12 protein-coding genes are annotated in these 19,501 nt (G+C 45.1%); 10 read left to right on the top strand and 2 right to left on the bottom strand.

Going from position 1 to position 19,501, the window contains the following annotated elements:
• Window positions 1–133 precede the first annotated feature (133 nt).
• Window positions 134–412: a hypothetical protein gene (locus DOE51_RS09800; RefSeq protein ID WP_142696388.1), complete on the bottom strand. Its 279-nt coding sequence runs from the start codon at window positions 410–412 to the stop codon at window positions 134–136.
• 76 nt (window positions 413–488) lie between these two features.
• Complete coding sequence (locus DOE51_RS09795; RefSeq protein ID WP_142696387.1) at window positions 489–1,118, bottom strand: hypothetical protein; 630 nt, start codon at window positions 1,116–1,118, stop codon at window positions 489–491.
• Between the two features lie 84 nt (window positions 1,119–1,202).
• Between DOE51_RS09795 and miaB the strand changes: the two genes are divergently transcribed.
• The 10 genes from miaB (at window position 1,203) to dnaE (ending at window position 19,501) form a co-directional block, all read left to right on the top strand.
• Window positions 1,203–2,573: a tRNA (N6-isopentenyl adenosine(37)-C2)-methylthiotransferase MiaB gene (miaB, locus tag DOE51_RS09790; protein WP_246845022.1), complete on the top strand. Its 1,371-nt coding sequence runs from the start codon at window positions 1,203–1,205 to the stop codon at window positions 2,571–2,573.
• Window positions 2,573–3,130 carry a bifunctional nuclease family protein gene (locus DOE51_RS09785; RefSeq protein WP_142696385.1) on the top strand — a complete coding sequence of 186 codons (558 nt, stop codon included), beginning with the start codon at window positions 2,573–2,575 and terminating at the stop codon, window positions 3,128–3,130. The genes miaB and DOE51_RS09785 overlap by 1 nt, the downstream gene beginning before the upstream one ends.
• A gap of 99 nt (window positions 3,131–3,229) precedes the next feature.
• Window positions 3,230–5,431 (top strand): cation:proton antiporter, encoded by a 2,202-nt coding sequence (locus tag DOE51_RS09780; RefSeq protein WP_142696384.1) that lies wholly within the window; start codon window positions 3,230–3,232, stop codon window positions 5,429–5,431.
• A gap of 69 nt (window positions 5,432–5,500) precedes the next feature.
• The gene (locus DOE51_RS09775; protein ID WP_142696383.1) at window positions 5,501–6,643 is read left to right on the top strand and encodes a formylglycine-generating enzyme family protein; all 1,143 of its coding nucleotides are present in this window, start codon (window positions 5,501–5,503) and stop codon (window positions 6,641–6,643) included.
• A gap of 43 nt (window positions 6,644–6,686) precedes the next feature.
• Window positions 6,687–7,202, top strand: coding sequence for a gamma carbonic anhydrase family protein (locus tag DOE51_RS09770; protein WP_142696382.1), 516 nt, complete (start codon window positions 6,687–6,689; stop codon window positions 7,200–7,202).
• Between the two features lie 94 nt (window positions 7,203–7,296).
• Complete coding sequence (guaB, locus tag DOE51_RS09765) at window positions 7,297–8,760, top strand: IMP dehydrogenase (protein WP_142696381.1); 1,464 nt, start codon at window positions 7,297–7,299, stop codon at window positions 8,758–8,760.
• Window positions 8,761–8,765: 5 nt separating this feature from the next.
• The gene (guaA, locus tag DOE51_RS09760) at window positions 8,766–10,286 is read left to right on the top strand and encodes a glutamine-hydrolyzing GMP synthase (RefSeq protein WP_142696380.1); all 1,521 of its coding nucleotides are present in this window, start codon (window positions 8,766–8,768) and stop codon (window positions 10,284–10,286) included.
• A 117-nt stretch (window positions 10,287–10,403) separates the two neighbouring features.
• The gene (locus DOE51_RS09755) at window positions 10,404–11,345 is read left to right on the top strand and encodes a hypothetical protein (RefSeq protein ID WP_142696379.1); all 942 of its coding nucleotides are present in this window, start codon (window positions 10,404–10,406) and stop codon (window positions 11,343–11,345) included.
• Window positions 11,346–11,461: 116 nt separating this feature from the next.
• Entirely contained in the window at window positions 11,462–15,871 is a 4,410-nt protein-coding gene (locus DOE51_RS09750; protein ID WP_168196420.1) for a tail fiber domain-containing protein, read from the top strand.
• Window positions 15,872–15,958: 87 nt separating this feature from the next.
• A complete protein-coding gene (gene dnaE / locus DOE51_RS09745) occupies window positions 15,959–19,501 on the top strand; it encodes a DNA polymerase III subunit alpha (RefSeq protein WP_142696377.1) in 3,543 nt (1,180 codons plus the stop codon).

Raw genomic sequence — 19,501 nt, 5'->3', positions numbered from 1 at the left:
ATCTTGACCGGATTCTGATTGAAAACGACTCAGGTTGAGACAGATTGGGGCGATGTAATCAAAAATAAAAAAGGCTGCCTTTGTATAAACAAAGCAGCCTTCTTATGAGCGAGACTTTTGTTGTGGTTAACTATTAGAAAGTCTGAGTTTGTACTGGTTGGTTTGGCGCTGGATTTTGAACGCTGAAGTTTGAACCTTCAATCATTTGCATACGAGCGCGTTCTTCACGAAGACGTGACTCTTCTAATTTTTCCAAAATTTTTAGCTCAGTGTCTTTCTCAAGTTGAACACGTGCCGTGCGAATGTAATCAGCGTTCGGGTGAACACGAAGTGGTTGTGCTTGCTGTTGAGTTTGAGCAGAAGCAGAAACCGCCGCGAAAAGTACTGCGAATAGAAGAACGATATTTTTCATAGTTGGTGCCCCTTTTGGACTCATAGCTACTGTAAAAAGATGGAGAGAGTATACAAGAATGCTCTGCGTCGTGAGTTTAGTGTACTTTCTTCTTACCTTTTCCGCCAAACATGCGCGGGCCGCGGTCTTCAGAGTCATCATCACCGTCATCCTCTTCTTCAGAATCTTCATCTGCGAAGTCTTCATCTTCATCGCGTGGTGGTGACAACTCTTCACTTTGTTCCGCGCGAGTCAAAGCATCTTCGTCATCAGTTTCTTCCGAAACCATCGCTTCACCATCAAGACCTAAAAGCTTATCTGCTTCGGCTTCTAGAGATGAATTTTCAGTCGAGAAACGCAAATACAACTTCTTACCTTGGAATGGATACTCGGCCCAAACATAAGGGAAATCGACTTCGCCATCTTGTTCGAAATATTCCATCATCATTGATGCAGCAGCATCTACGCAATTGTGAATGCGTGACAAAGCATCTTGCTCGTCTTGAGAATAATTCATAGAAACTTCGAAATTGGCCTGAGAAATACGGCCTTCTTCGTGATAACCAACGCGAAGCGTAATTTCTTCGGAGTAAATACGACCTTCGATAATCAACTCAGCTTCGTCGAGATATTGGGCAAAATTTTCTTTGAAAACAGCCTGGATTTGATCTGAGTATTCTTTCGGGAATTTTGTCCACTTTTTGGAACTTTTAAGTCTTGGATTCATGAGTGGGAGCCTCCCTCGAACTTTGACATTTTTAAGGCCCTTGTCTATAACTCAACCTCTTTAAAGACACAAGAGGTAATGGCCGTGGCTGACACTGTTGAAACGACTGCAAATCCTGAAAGCGCAAACCAAACTCCAAAGACGGGGGAAGGTCGTGGCGTTTATATTTCTACTTACGGCTGCCAAATGAATGTGAACGATACAGAACGTATGTATTCACTTCTAGAGATGCAAAATTTTGAACCGGTAAAAACTCCGGAAGAAGCTGACTTGATCATCATCAACTCATGCAGCGTGCGTGAAAAGCCGGTGCACAAAGTGATGTCTGAAGTTGGGACTTTCAGAAAAATGAAAGAAAAAAATCCCGACATGCGCATCGGTATCGGTGGTTGCGTGGGTCAGCAAGAAAAAGAAAACCTGATTAAATCACAACCGTTGATCGATTTCGTATTCGGTACGGATCAAATCGACAATTTGCCAAACTTGGTTGCAAAAACTTACTCAGAGGGTGGTAAGCACGTGAACGCGAAATTTGAACATCGCGCTCCGTACAATATCGACACTTTGGTGCGTAACCCAGGTGTTGCGACATTCGTGAACATCACTAAGGGTTGCGATAATTTCTGTACATTCTGTGTTGTGCCTTACACTCGCGGTCGTGAAAAATCTCGTCCTTACGATCACATTCTGAAAGACGTGCGCGAGCTTGTTACTCGTGGCGTGAAAGAAGTGACGTTGCTTGGTCAAAACGTAAATTCTTACGGCGATCGCGATGTTGATTTCGCAGAGTTGTTGCAAAAAGTGGCGCGCGAGACTGATATTGAACGCATTCGTTTCACGACGTCTCATCCAAAAGATTTCAATCAAAAGCTTGCCGATACAATGGCTGCGAATGGCGACAAGGTGATGGAATACATCCATTTGCCGTTCCAAAGTGGTAACACGCGTATCCTAGAGCGTATGAATCGTAACTACACTCGCGAAGAATACTTGGAAAAAATCGCGATGTTGAAACGTACAATTCCAAACGTGGTGTTCTCGACAGACATCATCGTGGGCTTCCCTGGTGAAACAGAGGAAGAATTCCAAGACACAATCAGCATGTGCCAAGAGGGTGGTTTTGAAACTATCTTTGCATTTGCGTACTCACCACGTCCTTTCACGAAAGCTGCGAAGTTTGAAGATCAACTTCCTGAAGACGTGAAATTCGATCGCTTGAACAGATTGTTTGAAGCGCACGATAAAATGGCGTTTGAATGGGTTAAAAAATACGAAGGTCAAACAATGAAGATCTTGGTAGAGCAAGTGGACCGCGAACATGGAAAAATCCAGGGTCGTTCTACAAGCAATAAACTTGTTCACTTCATGGGTTCGCCTGATTTGATCGGTAAAACTGTTGACGTGCGTATTACAAAAGCGTTCCCAGCAGTGTTCAGAGGAGAATTGATTCAGTAATGAAAGACCTTTTGGATTTTGACAATCTTAAAGCTCAGATCATTTTCACGAATGAGACTCAAGATGAAGAAGTTTTTCATCAAAAGGACCTGGTGCGTTTGTTCCCTTACGGTTTGTCTGTAACGGGTGATGTATCTCGTCCGATGTTGTTGTTGAAAGATGAAGGTCATCAATACACTTTGCCAGTGGCGGTCAGTCCGATCGAGGCGGGTGTTGCTTTATCACAGTCGAATAAAACAATTCCACAATCGACTCCGCATCGTTTTGCAGAGATGTTGATGAATTCTTTGAACATCGAAATTAAACAAGCGGTGTTTGTTGAAATTCGTGGTGCACATCAATATCTACGTCTGTATATCAGCGGCCATCCGCAATTAAATTCGTTGAAACTTCGCGCAGACGAAGTGATTTCTTTCTGCCTTCATATGAACGTTCCAGTGTTCGCGACAAAAAACTTCATCGGTCGTTCCCGTGTGATGAGTGCTGAAGTTGAAGGACAGATTCAGAAGTCACAAAACCATGGGCCTTTGACGGGCAAGATGGGTTATTTGAATTAGCGATCATTCCGACTCACATCTGTGAGTCGTCAGAATAAAATTTCGCAAAAATGCCGGACTGCAAATTGAATTATGTGATCATGCTTGAAACAATAAAGCATGATTCATTTACCAGCACTTATCACGGATTTAGGTTTCATTCTTCTTATCGGTGCGTTGGTCACGCTTTTATTTAAAAAGCTAAAGCAGCCGCTAGTTCTTGGGTATTTAATCGCAGGCTTTTTAGTAAGTCCTCACGTGCCGTGGTTACCAACGGTGCAAGACAAAGAAAGCATTCACACGTGGTCCGAAATCGGTGTGATCTTTCTTCTTTTCGGTTTAGGTCTTGAGTTTAGTTTCAAAAAATTAGTGAAAGTCGGCGGCTCTGCGGGATTTACTGCGGTGTTTGAAGTTCTCTTCATGGTGGGACTTGGCTACTTAGTTGGGCGCAGTATCGGGTGGAATTCCGCAGACAGTTTGTTCATGGGTGCGATTCTTTCTGTCTCTTCAACGACGATCATCGTGCGTGCCTTCCAAGAATTGGGCATGAAGGGCAGTCGCCTGGTTGAACTGGTTTTTGGTATCTTAGTTGTTGAAGACGTGGTCGCGGTTTTATTGCTGGTTCTTTTGCCAACACTTGTTTCAAGTAATGGTTTTGAGATTGGCAACGTGGTGGCTGTCACAACTAGAATGGTGTTCCTTGTTCTAGTCTGGTTTATTTTCGGTATCTTCCTTTTGCCCGCTTTCTTACGTTACATTCGCGATCTTTTGGATGAAGAAACAACTTTGGTTGTCGCAATCGGTTTGTGTCTTGTGATGGTTATCATTGCCACAGCCGCGGGATTTTCGCCAGCCTTGGGCGCCTTCGTTATGGGCTCATTGCTTGCGGAAACTCCGGAAGGTCATCATATTGAAAAACTATTGAATCCGGTTAAGAACTTGTTTGCTGCCGTGTTCTTCGTCTCTGTCGGTATGTTGATTGATCCAAAGATCATTCGCGACAATGGCGGTCTTGTGGCGCTGTTCACGATCGTTACGATCTTGGGTAAATTAGTAAGTACGTACTTAGGTGCGTTGCTATCAGGGCAATCGCGTAAGACATCGTTGCAAGCAGGTCTTAGTCTTGCGCAGATCGGTGAGTTCTCATTCATCATTGCTTCATTAGGTATGACTTTAAAACTGACAAGTGACTTCTTGTATCCTCTGGCGGTCGCGGCTTCGGCAATTACGACATTTACGACTCCGTATTTGATTAAATCTTCTGAAAGCATTTATCGCTGGACGGATTCAAAATTCCCGGATCGTTTCAAAATTCTACTTGATAGCTATTCAAGTTCTATCAAGCGCCAAGGTGGAAAAAGTATTGGTGGTCTGATCGCTTCAAGTTATGGCGTAAAAATTATTCTGAACTCAATCGTGATCTTGGCGATCATCTTTGGAATGAAAAGTTTCGTCCTGGTCCAGCTTGATGAACATCTTCAGGCAAGTCCTCATGCGGGTGCTTTTGCGTTTATTATTTGTTTGGTGATTTCAGCACCTTTCTTCTGGGGACTGCTGCAAGGTCAGCCAAGTAAGGATGTTGATGCTGAAGATCTTCGCCGTATTCAATCTCTTTTGCCTGGTATTACTTTAGGTCGAATCTTGCTTGCGGTGTTGTTGTTGTCAGTGATGATTGCACAATTTGTTTCGTTGCCAATTGCTTCAGGAGCGCTTGCAGGGATTGTTGTGATCGCGGTGTTCTTGACGATGCTTTATGGTGAAAAACTTTATGCATTTTTTGAAAAAAGATTCCTGCGTAATTTGACTGAAAAAGGTAAAGAGACTCACAACCCGGCGGAATTTGATCCAGCGTTGTTGCCGTGGAATGCCTCGGTTGAAACTTTCGATCTTGGTATGGATTCAAGTTTGATCGGCAAAAGTCTGCGTGAACTTTCATTCAAAGAAAAAATGGGCGTCACGATTGCTTCAATCAATCGTGGAGACCGACAAGTGTTCGCGCCGACCGGTGATTTCGTTTTATGGCCATTCGATCGTATCGTGTGTTTCGGTAGCGAAGAAGAATTAAGCGAGCTTCATCGTAAACTCAATGAAGACGCTGAAAAGCATCGTTGGGTTCAACCATTCGGTGGAAAATATCAACTGAGTTCGTTTGTTATCGAAAATGAAGATCCTTATGTGGGCAAATCAATTCGCGACAGTCGACTTCGTGAGGACCGCAAAGTTCTTGTCGTTGGCGTTGAGCGCGGCAAAAACCGCATCCTTGGACCTTCTTCCGAGTTTGTCTTGGAAAACGGAGACCTGGTGTGGGTTGTATCCGAGTAGTAGGACGCGTGTTATAATTCATCTGTTTATGTATTGACCGCAGCGGTGCGGGCAGAAAAAAATGGAAGTATGAGAAAGTTAAAGTTATTTCTCTCTATTGCGGTGATCACAGTTTTGTTGGTTGTCAGCAGTGTGATTGCTTATAAGAAAACTTTAGCACTGAAAACGGATTCCGATTCAGGTCTTGCTTGTTCAAGTGACACTTCAACTTCGGGTCGCGGCTTTTGGGCGTCGACAAAAGGCGCTGTTGCCGAAAAAACTTCAAGTTCTTCTTCAGAACTCAGCGGACAAATGGTGTGGGTGAACGGTGGTGAATTTTGGATGGGGGACGCGACTCCTGATTCTGAAGATGCTCATCCCGTTCATAAAGTTCATGTCGATGGCTTTTGGATGGATCAATATCCCGTAACGAACGAAGAGTATTCGGAGTTCGTCAAGGCCACGGGTTACGTCACTGTCGCAGAACGCACTCTTGATCCTTCTGCTTATCCCAATGTTCCTGCGGAAATGCTAGAGCCTGGTTCCGTTGTTTTTGATCCGCCAAAATCTGTTGAGCAAAGCAGTGGGCATATCTGGTGGCACTGGCAAAAAGGTGCAAGCTGGAAACATCCCGATGGTCCACAGAGTGATCTTCGTGGTCGCGAAAAATTTCCGGTCGTACAAATCGCCTATGAAGATGCGGAAGCTTATGCACAATGGAAAGGCAAACGCCTGCCAACCGAAGCCGAGTGGGAATTTGCGGCGCGTGGCGGTTTAGATCGCAAAACTTATTCTTGGGGCGATGATCTTCATCCGCAAGGAAAGTTTATGGCAAACTTCTGGCAAGGAAATTTTCCTGTACAAAATCTTTCAGAAGATGGTTTTCAAGGGCCATCGCCAGTGGGAAGTTTTCCGGCGAATGCCTTTGGTCTTTACGATATGACTGGCAATGTATGGCAGTGGACGTCTGATTGGTATCGACCTGATTACTACAAAACTCTTTCAAAAATGCGCGTCGTAAAAAATCCGCAAGGTCCAGAGGCAGCACTCGATCCTGATGAACCTGCGGTTCGCAAACGCGTGCAAAAAGGTGGATCGTATCTTTGTTCTGAAGAGTATTGTGGCGGTCTTCGTCCAGGTTTTCGTGGTAAGGGTGATGTTATGAGTGGCTCGCCTCAAGTCGGTTTCCGTCTGGTGCAAGACGACGGCGCTCTTCATACTGTTTCTAAATAATAAATTATGTTATCATGGGCTTTATTTCAAAAAGGACTTCGTAATGAGTGTTTTTGTTAAAGCTCGTGGCTCTGAACCTAAAGTTGAAGCTGATGTTTTCATTGCTGATAATGCACGCCTCATTGGTGATGTGCAGGTCGGGAAAGGTTCATCGATTTGGTACAACGTGACGATTCGTGGTGACGTTATGCCGATTCGTATTGGTAAAGAAACGAACGTTCAAGATGGCACCGTGATTCACGGCACTTATGGAAAATACGGGACAACATTGGCGGACCGCGTGACGATCGGTCACTTGGTGATGCTTCACGGTTGCGAAGTCGGCCGCGGGACTCTTGTCGGCATGGGCTCTATCTTGATGGATGGAGTCAAAGTCGGCGAGCACTGTTTAATTGGAGCTGGCTCTCTTTTAGTGGAAGGCACTGAAATTCCACCGCGCAGTTTAGTGGTAGGTCGTCCGGCAAAAGTAAAGCGCCCGTTGACGGATGAAGAGGTCCAGTTGCTGGAAAAATCCGCAGACAATTACCTGCTTTATAAGTCTTGGTACGACGAAAAGTAGTCCGCCGCGCCAAAACTTATTCCTGACATTACTTCTGGTTGAACTCTGAGGGGAATCCCCTCAGAATTATTTAAACCTGCCAGGAGTTAGTGATATGGAACGCGAGATACCTTACGCTCTGACCTTTGACGATATTCTTCTTCTTCCCCAATATTCTGAAATTACGCCGTCGGAAGTAGTGCCGAGATCTTTATTTGCGCGCGAAAAATTTCTGAATACGCCGATCATTTCTGCGGCGATGGATACAGTCACTGAAAATCGTATTGCACGTGTGATGGCGCAATTCGGTGGCTTGGGTATCATTCATAAAAATCTCGATATCGAAAAACAAGCTCTTGAAGTTGAAAAAGTAAAAAAATACGAAAGCGGTATGATCATGGACCCACTGACGTTGGGACCGGATCATATGGTGCAAGACGCGGTTGATTTGATGGAAAGATATTCTATCAGTGGTGTGCCGATCACAGTAAAAGGTGAATTGATTGGTATCTTAACGAATCGCGATCTGCGTTTTGAAGAAAACTTCAATCAACCGATTCGCAACTTGATGACGAAAGAAAATCTTGTCACAGCGAAAATGGGAACAACACTGGAAGAAGCAAAAAAGATTTTGCAAAAACATCGCATCGAAAAACTTCCAGTCGTTGATGATAAAGGTCGCCTAAAAGGTTTGATCACAATCAAAGACATCGAAAAAGCTAAAAACTATCCGCAAGCAACAAAGGACAACCACGGTCGTTTGTTTGTGGGCGCCGCAGTTGGCGTGGGTGCTGATGCGAAAGAGCGCGCAGAAGCTTTAGTCGCTGCAAACGTTGACGTTTTGTGTATCGATACAGCTCACGGTCATTCTAAAAATGTTTTGGAAATGGTGAAATACATTTCTCAGAAACACAAAGATGTGATGATCATCGCAGGTAACGTTGTCACTCAAGAAGGCACGCTCGCATTGGTTGATGCTGGTGCGGATGTGATTAAAGTCGGCGTAGGCCCAGGTTCAATTTGTACGACTCGTGTGGTTGCGGGCGTGGGTATGCCGCAAATTTCTGCAGTGGTTGAATGTGCGAAGGCTGCGAAAGCGCGCGGTAAAACGGTGATTGCTGACGGTGGTATTAAATTCTCGGGTGATATCACGAAAGCATTAGCATTGGGTGCGAACTCGGTGATGATTGGTAATTTGCTTGCAGGTGCTGAAGAATCTCCGGGTGAAACGATTCTTTTCCAAGGTCGTTCTTATAAAGTGTATCGCGGTATGGGTTCGATTGGTGCGATGTCTCGCGGTTCGAAAGATCGTTATGGTCAGATGGATATCGAAGACAACGAAAAGCTTGTTCCAGAGGGCATTGAAGGTAAGGTCGCTTACAAGGGACCGGCTTCAGGCGTGATTCATCAACTTGTTGGTGGTTTAAAATCTGGTATGGGTTATTTGGGTGCAAGAAATATTGATGAACTTCAATCGAAAGCGAAGTTTGTGCAGATTTCGGCACAAGGTCTTCGTGAATCGCATGTTCATGATGTCAGCATCACGAAAGAAGCTCCAAACTATAGAATCGAAAGTTAAAAACGATGCGCGGTTTTATTATTTTAGATTTTGGTTCGCAGTTTACACAATTAATCGCTCGTCGCTTGCGTGAGCTTGGATTTTACTCTGAAATTCATTCTTACCAATATCCAACAGAGGAAATTCGTAAAAAAAATCCTTACGGAATTATTTTAAGTGGCGGACCTAATTCAGTTTATGAACCTGGTTCTCCGCAAAGAAATATTCCGGAGCTTCGTAACATAAGTCCTTTATTCTGCGTTTGTTATGGTATGCAGTTACTGACTCATTCACTGGGTGGTAAAGTAACGAAGGCGCATCATCGCGAGTATGGTCTTAATTATGTAACATGGACGGAAGCCCTGCCTGAAGTTCCAAAGAAACAACAGGTTTGGATGAGTCACGGTGACGTTGTTGAAGCGGTGCCACCGGGTTTTAAAATCATCGCGATGTCAGATGGGAATCACCCAGCAGCAATGCGTTCTGATGACGTGCTAGCGGTGCAATTCCATCCAGAGGTGGCGCACACAGATCACGGTTTAAACTTGCTTCAATACTTTGCCAAAGACATGTGTAAAGCGAGGGCGGATTGGGATGCTCCTCATATCAAAGATCATTTGCTACAAGAAGTTCGCAAGCAAGTTGGTCCCACAGATCATGTTCTTGTCGGTTTAAGTGGTGGCGTTGATTCAACAGTTGTTGCCACTCTGTTAACTCAAGCCTTGGGTTCAGAACGTGTGCACTGTGTTTTTGTTGATAATGGACTTCTACGTAAAAATGAATTCGAAAATGTTTTAGTTTCTTATAAAGAAATTGGTCTGAACGTCAAAGGCGTTGATGCTTCGAAGGAATTCTTGTCGGCTCTTAAAGGTAAGACCGATCCTGAAGATAAACGCAAAACCATCGGCCGTGTGTTTATTGAAATCTTTGATAAAAGTTACGATCGCAATTTGCCAATCAAATGGCTTGCGCAAGGTACTTTGTATCCAGACGTGATTGAAAGCGTTTCTTCGGTCGGTGGCAGTGTCACGATTAAGTCGCATCACAATGTGGGTGGTCTTCCAGAAAAAATGCATCTAGGGCTTGTGGAGCCCGTGCGTGAGCTGTTTAAAGATGAAGTTCGTGCATTGGGTGCACAGTTGGGCTTGCCACACGCGATGTTATGGCGTCATCCGTTCCCGGGGCCGGGGCTTGCGATTCGTGTCTTAGGTGAAGTGACTGAAGAAAAGTTGCGCATTTTAAAAGACGCTGACGACGTTTATATTTCTGAACTTCGCAGACAAGGTTTGTATGAAAAAATCTGGCAAGCTTTCTGTGTGTTGTTGCCCGTGAAAACCGTGGGTGTGCAAGGTGACTCGCGCACTTATGACCACGTCTTGGCTTTACGTGCGGTCACTTCAAGTGATGGTATGACAGCGGATTGGTATCCGTTTGAATTCCAGTTTCTGCGCGAAGTTTCGAATTTGATTACGAACAAAGTTAAAGGTGTGAACCGCGTCGTTTACGACGTGACTAGCAAGCCTCCTGGAACGATCGAGTGGGAATAGTTCGCAGCAGCAAATTCTCATTATAAATTTTTAAGCCGTGCTTTTTTATTTGAAGAGTCCTACAAAGAACGCTTTGATTTCAGAGTTGAATCAAAACTTCTTTGAAGGAGTCTTCTTGTGGTTCGTGTAAAATCAAAAACTTCTGTGCTTGCCGCAGCTCTCTTGGTTTCTGTGACAGCGTTGGCTGCGCAAACGATTTATTATCAAGCCTCTGGTGTTTCAAAATTTCGTTACTTTAAAAACAATGACGGTCTGAATGTTGCTGAAAAGAGCATTCAAAATTACGACGTTGTTCAGGATTGGGGTTCAGATTCGGGATTGTATTTGGTTGATAGTCTTTTGACTCGCCAGGAATACACGAATGCAGATGGCATCAATGGCACAATCAAATGGACTGTGCGTGGCGGAAATAATTTTTCAACACCTCTTTATACGAAGTCAGAAACTGCGACTGATTTTGGTTTTAGTGATGTTGGCTCCTACATGTTGACGTCACTTGATGGCTGTTGTGCTGCGATGGCGGGTTATCGTCTTTATGATGTGCCGACAGGGAAATTGATTATTTCTTTTAACGATTTTACGAATTCCGAAGTTGTTCGCCATCCATTTGCCCTTGAAGTTCCAAATTCAAAATTGGGTTATCGTTTCTTAGGAGTTATCTCTGGTGATTCGACTCGTGATTTGGATTTTCAAACTCCGGCACAAGGTATGGCTAATGCCTTGTTGTTGAAATATGCTTCCAAGACTCAGTTTTTCCAACGTTTGCAAGTGGACATGGTAGCCAAACCAGGGTGGGCGATCAGTGTCCTTGATGCTCAATTTGAGGCGGACCCAAGCGCTCCCAATTCTGATAAGATCGAATTCAGAAATGGCATTGCAACGATGTGGAATATTGATGGCGCAACAGATGCGAATGCGATTCAAGGTGTGCAGCTTCGTCTAGTCTTGAATGCGGGAGATGACGACAAGACTGTCATAATCCCAATCGTAAACGATCGTTTGAATTTGGATAAAGCTCAAATTCCAGAAGGCGTGTCTATTAAAAGCATCCCTTTCTGATATTTAACGAAAAAAGCCCAGTGATTTCCAAATCCAATTCTTTAGCCTCTCTAAAGAATTGCCGATAAAGAAGCATGGTTTGGAAATCACCTGAACGTCCCTTATTTCCAATATTGATGCTCCTATTGCTGGTGAATTCGGCGGCAGCCTCGCCGTCATCGTTTACTTATCAAGGGCGAATTTTAAAAAGCGATAGCACTCCTCTTCAATACAATAACGTCAGTTTTCAATTTGAAATCACGACACCCAACGGTCAGTGTATTTTATATCGCGAGCAAGTCGATCACGTCGATATGACAAACTCAGGTGGTGTGTTTGATGTTCCTATTGGTGGGGGCGTTCGCGCCTATCCAGCGGGTCCTAGTTTCACTTTGCTGGATGCTTTCAATAATTCGACGGATCTAGTTTGTGAAGGTGGTACGGTCTATTCTGCAAGCTCTGGCGACAATCGTAAGCTGCGTGTGAAGTTTTATGATGGCTCAGGTTGGCAGACGATTACTCCTGATGCTGTGATCCGTTCTGTGCCTTTTGCGGCGTACTCTCAGTCAGCAGAAAAGATCGCAGACAAAACAGTCAGCGATCTTCTTGTGAAGGCCGAGGTGAATGGCAATATCACTTGTGATTCCGGAAATTTCTTAACTTGGAATGCTTCGACGCAAAAATTTGGTTGTTCGGGAGTGAGTGGTGCCAGTGGTGGTACGGTGACAAATGTCACTTCCGCAAATTCGTATTTGACTGTGACAAACGGGGCAGCCACTCCGAATCTAACTTTGAATGTTGGTACGGTGTCAGGAACTGTGGCTGCAGGTAATGACCCTCGCATCGTGAACGCGATTCAATCGGGTGCTTCTGCAAGCGGGGATTTAAGTGGAACTTATCCAGGGCCATCGGTCGTCGCCATTCGCAATGTTGGTGTCTCTGCGACGACACCGACTTCTGGGGAGTTTTTTAAATTCAACGGGACGAATTGGATTTCGTCAGCAATTGCGATTTCTGACGTGACGAATTTAAGTTCTAATTTATCGGGTTATCATACGACGGCGGCTTTCAACACAGCTGTTGGTTCTGCAAACTGTGCTGCTTACGAAACTCCTTACTGGAGTTCGGTCGCCGGTAAGTTTTTATGTCAGGCGATCAATGTGTCTTTGGCTGGCGACGTGAGTGGTTCCATTGGTGCCGCTTCCGTTGATAAGATCAAAGGTTACGATATTGATTTATCTTCCGCACCAACGAATGGTCAGGTTTTAAAATATAACGGCACGAAATGGGTTGCTGGTAATGACAATAACGGTGGTGGTACTGTTACTTCCGTATCTGGCTCTGCACCGATCTCAGTTTCTAATGGTTCAACGACGCCTGCAATTTCAATTTCTCAAGCGACGACTTCGACGAACGGTTATTTGTCTTCTGCGGATTGGAATACATTTAATGGCAAGCAAACAGCTGGCAACTATGTGACAGCATTAACTGGCGATGTGACCGCTTCGGGTCCTGGTTCTGCGGCTGCAACAGTTGCGAAACTCCAGGGTTCAACTTTAACAATCACGACTCCTGCGAATAAAGATTATCTAAAATACAATGGTACTGCTTTTGTGAATTCACCTTTGGCTGCAAGTGATTTAAGCGGAACTATTCCAGCTGCGAATCTACCAGCATTTACTGGTGATGTGACTTCTTCGGCTGGATCAACGACTTTAACATTGGCTGCGGCTGGAACGGCTGGCACATATTATAAAGTCACAACGGATTCTAAAGGGCGCGTCACTTCGGGTGCTGCTTCGTTATTAGCTGCCGATATTCCTGCACTTGATTGGTCGAAAATCACGACTGGTAAACCAAACTCATTAAGTGGTTATGGCATACTTGATCAATTAGTGACAAACGCAGGTGGAACTCCATCAATTCAAACAGGTCTTGATGCTTCTAAACCTTCTTCGCCATCTGCTGGTGCGATTTATTTCGCGACCGATTCAAAAGTTATTTATCAATACAACTCTGGTGCGTGGGTATCAATTGCTTCTGCGACGGGTTCTGGCGGCACAATCACAGGTGTGACAGCTGGCACGGGTTTATCTGGTGGTGGGACGACAGGGACTGTGACAGTGAATTTGGCAAACACCGCAGTGACAGCGGGATCATATACTCGCGCGAATATCACTGTCGATGCTCAAGGCAGAATCACTGCCGCTGCAAATGGGGCTTCAATTAATTTAACTTCTGATGTGACTGGAACACTGCCAATTGCGAATGGTGGTACCGGTGCGACGACTGCGCTTGCTGCATTCAACGCACTTTCACCGCTAACTACAAAAGGTGATATTCACGTTCGTGACGGATCGAACAATATTCGTTTGCCTGTGGGCGCTGATGCACAAGTTTTAAGTGCAGACTCAACCCAAGCAAGTGGATTGAAATGGATTACTCCAGCAAATGGGACTGTGACCAATGTGACGGGCACTTTGCCGATCGTCGTTGCAACAGGTTCAACAACACCGGCGATCAGCGTGAATGCTGCAACAACATCCACTCAAGGTGTGGTGCAAGTGGGGTCGGGCATCGCGGTGTCTTCAGGAACTATTTCTGCTGATCCAGCAAACTTCCCATCGGCCGTACCAGTCAGCAAAGGCGGAACGGGTGCAACCTCAATGACGGCAAATCGTCTGATTGCATCGAATGGAACAGGTTCTGCCTATGTGCCTTTCAGTTGTGGTCTTGGTCAATTACTGACATTTGATGCTGCGGGAGTCATGGGGTGTACTAACTACGCAACTTCTGGTTTTTTTGCGAATGGTGGTAATGCCTTTGCGGCAGCTGCAAGTTTAGGTACGACCGACAATAATAATTTATCTTTTATTACGAACAACACGGCTCGCATGACAATTTTGAACAACGGTAACGTTGGTATTAATGTCACAAACCCAGGCGCGAATCTTCATGTGAATGGAGCTGCTGCGTTTGAAAATAATACGGCGACCTCAAGTGGTTCGACTTTTAGCTTTTGGAAAAATCGCAACTACGCTGCTGTTAATAACAACGACGAACTTGGTTTTATATCGTTCTATGGTCATGACGGCACGGGTACTTATCGCGCGGCTTACATGGCGTCTCACGCAGATGCGGCTCCGGCAAGTGCCACTCATACAGTGAAAGGTCGTATCGAATTTTACACGACAGGTGGTACGGCTAGTGATGCGACCGAAAGAATGAGAATTGACTCCTCGGGTCTGGTAGGGATTGGTACAACTGCTCCCGGTTCTACGTTGCACGTGAAAGGTACGACCACGATTGAATCGCCAACGGATGCGAACAACCCGCTCATTTTTAATAACTCTGCAGGTGGCAATAAGTGGAATCTTTATAACCTTGGGACGACCGACGCTTCACCAGGTGGCTTTCTGTTTGAGAATTGCAACCCGACATGTTCACGTAAAATGACGTTAATGCCTTCTGGAAATGTGGGGATTGGAACGACTTCGCCTTTTTCAGTTTTTCATGTGTTGGATACAGGGACGGGCGCTCCTCGAGGAATGAGTAATGAGTATATCACTAATACTTCCAATGGTGGCGGTGGTCTTGGTTTCTATCGTGCGCGCGGGACGAGCGCCTCGAAAACTGCAGTCGTAGCGAATGATGGTCTAGGTTATATCTGGGCCAGTGGTTACAACGGAAGTTCTTATCCACTACCGGCACAGCCGATCGGCATTAACTTTTTTGCTTCTGAAAACTGGGATGCTACTCACGCTGGCGGTGGTATGAATTTTATGACAACCGCAGATGGAAATACCAATGGTGCGATTCGTATGACGATCGCTAGTAATGGTGGCGTGGGGATCGGTACCGGCGCGCCGATCACTCTTCTACATGTCAATCACTCGACAGGATTGTCAGCAAGTACCGTATTCCAAAGTCCTTACGGGATGATGGAATTTTTCCCGGGATGGAGTGACAGTTACTCTTACTTGGAAATTGGTAACACAAGTTTCACTGGTAATAATAACGGTCTGCGTATCACGGGATGGAATGGCAATAACATGCCAAATCTCTACCTGAGTGCGACGAATACATACTACACAGGCGCACTGACTGCTTCCTCTGACATTCGCTTAAAAGAAAATATCAAACCTTTAAAAGGAACGTTGGATAAAATCATGCAAGTTCCTGGTGTAGGTTTTGATTGGAAAGATGCGAAGACTCGTCAAGAGCAAGGTCATCAAGTGGGTGTGATTGCGCAAAGTCTTGAAAAGCAATACCCTGAATTAGTGAGAGAAATGGATAACGCCGATAAGAACGCGACTTTGAAGAGAATCAAAACGGTTGATTACTCGCACTTGTCAGCCGTTGTTTTGCAAGCTGTGCGCGAGCTTTATCAAAGATGGCTGGGGGATAGTCAGGTCGTTCATGCGGAACTCGCCTCTCAGAAACGACAAATCTCATCAATTCAACAGGAAAATGCGCAGCTGAAACAAGAAAATGAGGCTTTAAAGAAGCGTCTGGATGCTATTGAAAGCAAGTTAAACTCTAAATAGGATTTCCCTCGGAAATAACCCTTCTTTAGCCCTATGATGCAGGGCTTCCGATTTGAATAAGAGGCCTATCTAAGATATGAATTTATCATGTCTTTTGTGCATCTTCATACCCATTCTGAATACTCTCTTTTAGAGGCCGCTTGTCGAGTTAAAGCTATCGCAAAAAAAGCTGCTGCCATGGGCATGCCGGCTGCTGCGTTGACTGATAACGGAAACATGTTCGGTGCTGTTGAATTTTACTTTGCTTGTAAAGACAACAACGTCAAACCGATCTTGGGATTGGATGCGTATCTTGCTCCAGGTTCTCGTTTAGAAAAAAAACAAGATCGTGATCAAGTTGCAGCAGGCCCTCGTCGTTTGGTTTTACTTGCGCAAAATACTTTGGGTTATCAAAACCTCTGTAAGCTTTCGACAATCGGTTACCAAGAAGGTTTCTACTGGAAACCGCGTATCGATTACGAAGTGATCAAAGAGTACAATTCAAATTTGATCTGTTTAACAGGCGGCTTGCGTGGTGAAGTGGCTGATGCTTTCCTGAAAGAAGGCCCAGACGCGGCTCTTGCAAAGATCCGTCAGCTTAAAGAAATCTTCGATGATCGTTTGTATCTAGAGATGTGCCGCACAGGTGTGCCTGAGTGGGATCAGATCAATCCATTCTTGCTTGAAGCTTCAAAAATTGTTGGTGTGCCAGTGGTGGCGTCGAATGACGTGCACTACATGACTCAAGACGATCAAATCGCCCAAGAGGTTTTGATCTGTATCGGTACCAATAAAACTTTGAGCGATGAAAGTCGTTTCCGTTTGGGAACGGATGAGTTCTATTTTAAAAAACCAGAACAAATGCACGAGTTGTTCGCTGATGTGCCAGAAGCTATCAGCAACACTTTGCAAATCGCTGAACGTTGCGATGTAAAATTTAAATTGAAAGATGAAAACGGAAAACCGATTTACCATCTTCCAACTTTCGGCACGCCTGAAGGTGTGACCGTAAAAGATTTTATCGCAGCGAAAGCAAAAGAGGGTTTGCTTGCGCGCTTCGAAGAAGCTGAAGCTCGTGGTGAAACAGTTCCTGAAGAAAAAAAGCCAGAATACTATTCACGACTTGAATTCGAGTTGGGAATTATCGACCGCATGGGTTTCAACGGTTACTTCCTAATCGTCCAAGACTTCATCGGTTGGGCGAAGGACAATGACATTCCGGTTGGGCCGGGTCGTGGTTCCGGTGCGGGTTCCCTTGTCGCTTATTGCTTAAGAATTACGGATCTAGATCCACTTCCAAATTTCCTACTGTTCGAGCGTTTCTTGAATCCAGAACGTATCTCGATGCCCGACTTCGATATCGACTTCTGTCAAGATCGTCGTCAGGAAGTGATTCGTTATGTGACGGAAAAATACGGTCAACAATCTGTATCGCAAATTATCACGTACGGTAAATTGCAAACACGTGCCGCATTGAAAGACGTGGGGCGTGTGCTTGGGATGTTGTTTGCTGAAACGGATCAAGTAACAAAATTAATTCCAGATAAACTCGGTGTGACTTTAAAAGAATCACTCGAGATGGAACCGCGTTTGACGGAACTGATGGAGATGAACCCAACAGTTGCGACCCTTATCGACCTCGCTCAACGCGTGGAAGGTATGGTGCGAAATGCTGGTATCCATGCTGCCGGCGTTATCATCGGTGACGGACAACTTGTTAAGCACGCGCCATTGTACAAAGGTGCTGATGGCGAGCAAGTCGTTCAGTACGACATGAAGCACGCCGAAAAAATCGGTTTGATTAAATTCGACTTCTTGGGTTTGAAAACTCTGACTCATATCAACCTTGCTTTGAAGTTGATTAAGAAGAATCGTAATAAGGTCATTACGACAAAAATGATTCCGATGACCGATGCCGCAACTTTCGAAATGATGTCCCGCGGAGATACCGCAGGGGTGTTCCAGTTCGAGGGTGAGGGTATCACGGATGCCACAAGAAAAATCCGTCCATCAAGTTTTGCCGACATCACTGCGATCACGTCGTTGTACCGTCCAGGTCCGATGGCGAACATTCCTGACTTTACGGATCGTAAACACGGTAAAGCACCTGTTGAATACTTGCTTGAAGATACACGCGAAGTTCTTTCAGAAACTTACGGTATCATGGTTTACCAAGAGCAAGTTATGGGTATCGCCTCGAAGATTGCTGGTTACTCTCTCGGTGAAGCCGACATGCTTCGTCGTGCGATGGGTAAAAAGATCAAAGAGGAGATGGATCAACACCGCGAACGCTTCATGAAGGGCGCGGTGGAACGTGGTCATAATAAAGAAAAATCTTCTGAGTTGTTTGATCTGATGTATAAGTTCGCGGACTACGGTTTCAATAAATCGCATGCCGCTGCTTACTCGGTCGTGACAATTCAAACGGCCTGGTTGAAGTGCCATTATCCTGCGGAATTCTTTGCGGCACTTCTATCAACCGAGTTGTCTGATACAGAAAAAATCGTGAAGTACTCGAAGGATGCGGCGAAACGTGGTTTGACTGTGAAGTCGCCGCACGTGAATTTCTCTGATTATCTTTTCGATGTTCATGGTGACGAGATTTACTTCGGTCTTGGCGCGATCAAAGGTGTCGGTCAAGGTGCCGTAGAGGCGATCATTGAAGCGCGTGAATCACTTCCTAACAAAAAATTCACGTCGTTGGACGAGTTCTTTAATTCCATCGATCTTCGTCGCGTAAATAAAAAAGTGATCGAGTGCTTGATTAAAGCTGGTGCGTTTGAAGGTTTTGGTGCGCATCGTGCGCAAATCATGAGTGGCTATCAAAAGTTCTTGGATCGTGCTCAAGGTTTGCAAAAAGATCGTGAATTAGGTCAATCGTCGTTGTTTGACCTTGGTGGTCCATCAACTGAAACAGTTGTTGTTTTGGAAGATGTAAAGCCATGGAGTCGTACTGCTTCGCTAGCTTACGAAAAAGAAGTTCTAGGATTCTATCTGAGCGATCACCCATTGAAGGGCTTCGACACTCTTTCAGAGATCTGGACCTCTTGTAAAGTGATCGACTTACCTAAGCAAATGCCGCCGCCGGGTTCGCCGGAAGCGGAAGCTATGAAGGCTGCCAAGAAAGATTGGAAAAACCGTGACGCCGCTAAAAAGCGTGTCGTGGTTGCCGGTCTTATCACCGAACTTCGTGAACTGATCACGAAGAAAGGCACGCGTATGGCCTTCGGTAAGCTTGAGGACTTAACGGGGGCGGTCGAGCTTGTGATCTTCCCTGATGCGTACTCTAAAAACGAAGCGCAACTTCGTGATGAGCGTCCTGTCTTAATTGGTGGTGGTCTTGAGGTCGAAGAAGGTGTCGCTAAGATCATGGTGGATTCGGTTTCGCCAATGGAAGACATCTTAAAGAAAACAAAACGCCTGGTCTTAAGGTTAGATCGTATTCCGCACGAGGACTATCATCGCTTACACTCTTTGATGAAAGATTATCCAGGTCCTACTGCGGTTGGATTAGAAATTGATATGCCAGACATGAATCGTCGTGTGATGATGGAAGTCACAGAGGGTTTAAGTATTAACGTGAATAATGAATTCTTTGAGGGAGTTCATTCTCTGTTCGGTCGAACGGATTTTATTGAATTGAGGAGCTAA

This window comes from Bdellovibrio sp. NC01, from assembly GCF_006874625.1.
Classification (GTDB): domain Bacteria; phylum Bdellovibrionota; class Bdellovibrionia; order Bdellovibrionales; family Bdellovibrionaceae; genus Bdellovibrio.
Note: the sequence above shows the minus strand (reverse complement) of the source record. Positions and strands in the feature narration are given on the sequence as shown.

Bases quoted from the DNA above. Each gene is read 5' to 3' on its own strand.
- DOE51_RS09785 (WP_142696385.1), top strand. From the start codon at position 2,573: ATGAAAGACCTTTTGGATTTTGACAATCTTAAAGCTCAGATCATTTTC.
- DOE51_RS09750 (WP_168196420.1), top strand. From the start codon at position 11,462: ATGCTCCTATTGCTGGTGAATTCGGCGGCAGCCTCGCCGTCATCGTTT.
- dnaE (WP_142696377.1), top strand. From the start codon at position 15,959: ATGTCTTTTGTGCATCTTCATACCCATTCTGAATACTCTCTTTTAGAG.
- DOE51_RS09795 (WP_142696387.1), bottom strand. From the start codon at position 1,118: ATGAATCCAAGACTTAAAAGTTCCAAAAAGTGGACAAAATTCCCGAAA.
- DOE51_RS09775 (WP_142696383.1), top strand. From the start codon at position 5,501: ATGAGAAAGTTAAAGTTATTTCTCTCTATTGCGGTGATCACAGTTTTG.
- DOE51_RS09770 (WP_142696382.1), top strand. From the start codon at position 6,687: ATGAGTGTTTTTGTTAAAGCTCGTGGCTCTGAACCTAAAGTTGAAGCT.
- DOE51_RS09800 (WP_142696388.1), bottom strand. From the start codon at position 412: ATGAAAAATATCGTTCTTCTATTCGCAGTACTTTTCGCGGCGGTTTCT.
- guaB (WP_142696381.1), top strand. From the start codon at position 7,297: ATGGAACGCGAGATACCTTACGCTCTGACCTTTGACGATATTCTTCTT.
- DOE51_RS09780 (WP_142696384.1), top strand. From the start codon at position 3,230: ATGATTCATTTACCAGCACTTATCACGGATTTAGGTTTCATTCTTCTT.
- guaA (WP_142696380.1), top strand. From the start codon at position 8,766: ATGCGCGGTTTTATTATTTTAGATTTTGGTTCGCAGTTTACACAATTA.